This window comes from Phyllobacterium sp. P5_D12 (genome assembly GCF_054049495.1).
In genome coordinates this window covers 1-2,269 of the sequence record NZ_JBFUMG010000656.1, presented here as the reverse complement: position 1 = coordinate 2,269, position 2,269 = coordinate 1, and the positions used below count along the sequence as shown (strand labels likewise).

Annotated in this window: 2 protein-coding genes; both read left to right on the top strand. The window is 54.1% G+C overall.

Annotation, left to right across the window (positions count from 1 at the left end):
* Positions 1-289: 289 nt before the first annotated feature.
* Positions 290-1,552: an ABC transporter substrate-binding protein gene (locus ACXJ5O_RS24850; protein WP_457302236.1), complete on the top strand. Its 1,263-nt coding sequence runs from the start codon at positions 290-292 to the stop codon at positions 1,550-1,552.
* A gap of 100 nt (positions 1,553-1,652) precedes the next feature.
* The coding region (locus tag ACXJ5O_RS24845) for a carbohydrate ABC transporter permease (RefSeq protein ID WP_457302235.1) at positions 1,653-2,269 on the top strand (617 nt) is incomplete at its 3' end.

Below are 2,269 nucleotides of genomic sequence, written 5' to 3'. Positions count from 1 at the left end.
ATCAGACGACGTTTAGAGCTCAACTATAGCGCAATTTCGAAGCGCTTTGGAAGTAATTTCAACTCAAGATGGAAGCGGGTGGAAATCAGACCGCCGTTATCCGCTGGATTTTAACAGACATCGGATATTCGAACTTGACAGCAAGACTTGCCTTTGTCACCTTTTGCCCAAAGCGCTTTGGGTGGGTATTTTGCACCAATGGTCCACAGTGTTTGAGGAGGAGTTTTCATAATTGGAACAGCGCACCGCTAGCGCGCGTTGTTCCATCTTGGATTTACGGGAGGAAATCATGAGAGCGAAATCAATCCTTGCGGGCCTTTTGGCTACAACGCTGATCTGTTCGGGCGCGTTCGCCGCCGACCTTTCAATCGTCTCCGGTGATACGGGTAACGGGCGCGAGTTCCTGCGCAAGCAGCTCGATCGTTTCGAAAAGGAAACGGGCAACAAGGTCAAAATTGTCGCCATGCCTGCAAACAGCTCCGACCAGTTTGGACAGTACCGGCTTTGGCTTGCCGCGGGAAATACGGACATCGATGTTTACCGTACGGATGTGATCTGGGCGCCTCAATTGGCCGACCAGTTTCTTGATCTGACAGAGGCCATGAAGGATGTCGTCGATCAACACTTTCCATCGATGATCCAAAGCCAGACGGTTGATGGCAAACTCGTTGCCATGCCGATGTATACTGATGCGCCGGCCTTCTACTACCGCAAGGATCTTCTGGAGAAATACAAGAAGCCGGTTCCCAAAACCTGGGACGAGATGGCTGCGACCGCCAAGGAAATCCAGGAGGGCGAACGCAACGCTGGTAACAAGGCGATGTATGGCTTTGTTTTCCAAGGTAACGCTTATGAGGGCCTGACTTGCAACGCACTTGAATGGATCAAGTCTTCTGGCGGCGGCCAGATTATCGAGCCTGACGGGACAATCTCCATCAACAATCCGGAAGCAGTCGCCGCAGTCGACCGGGCAAAGGGCTGGATCGATACGATTACACCGAAGGGCGTTCTTGCCTATACGGAAGAGGAGAGCCGCGGTGTCTGGCAGACGGGGAACGCCGTCTTCATGCGCAACTGGCCTTATGCCTATGCGCTGGGCAATGGCCCGGACAGCGCGATCAAGGGCAAGTTCGACGTGACGACCCTGCCGAGCTCGAAAGAGGGGCAGAGTTCTGCAGCGACGTTGGGCGGCTGGAATCTCGCCATCTCAAAATATACAAAATCACCGGAGGAAGCGATCAAATTGGTCAAATTCCTGGCCGCGCCTGAACAACAGAAGGAACGGGCGATCGAAATCGCCAATTTGCCTACGCTGAAGGCTCTCTACGACGATAAGGATATTACCGCGGCTCAACCGGTAATCACGAACTGGAAGCCGGTATTCGAGACGGCCGTGCCTCGTCCATCCGCACCCACGAAGGTTAAATACAACGAAGTGTCGTCGATGTTCTGGAGCGCGGTCCACGACACGTTGTCCGGCAACGGAACTGCTGCAGATAATCTTGAGCTTCTGGAAGCCAAGCTGACGGAACTTCAGGGGGGTAGCTGGTAACCTCTGCCAGTCGACGGCATGGTGCGATTGGACCTATCTTAAACCGTTCGCACCGATTGCCTGATCAAACCTGAATGTAACCTTCGCGGGCGGGAATTTGATGACAGCCTCTCCCACTGTACGTTCGGAACTTTTGCGTCAGCGCTCGCGCTCCGCGCGATTGTTTCTTCTTCCCATGATTTTGGCTTTGGCGGTTGTTGCGGGCTGGCCGCTGCTCCGTACGATCTATTTTTCCTTCACTGATGCCTCGCTGACCAACATCGATGCGGCCAAGTGGGTAGGCTTCAAGAATTATCTGTCGTGGATACAGCTCAAAAGCGGGCGGACGATTTATTCCGGTCTGCTGGTCGATCCGGCATGGTGGAATGCTGTCTGGAACACGGTTCGCTTCAGCGTTATCTCGGTGGCGCTGGAAGCCGTTTTTGGAATGATCATAGCTCTCGTCCTCAATGCCGAATTCAAGGGCAGGGGCATCGTTCGAGCGGCTATCCTTATCCCTTGGGCGATCCCGACCATCGTATCGGCCCGCATGTGGGGATGGATGATGAATGATCAGTTCGGCATCCTCAACGATCTGTTCATGCGCGTTGGCCTGATCGACCATCCGATTGCCTGGACCGCAAGTTCCGATACTGCGATGATCGCTGTGCTGATCGTCGACGTGTGGAAAACCACGCCGTTCATGGCGCTTTTGATCCTTGCGGGTCTGCAGCTGTC

Bases quoted from the DNA above. Each gene is read 5' to 3' on its own strand.
- ACXJ5O_RS24850 (WP_457302236.1), top strand. From the start codon at position 290: ATGAGAGCGAAATCAATCCTTGCGGGCCTTTTGGCTACAACGCTGATC.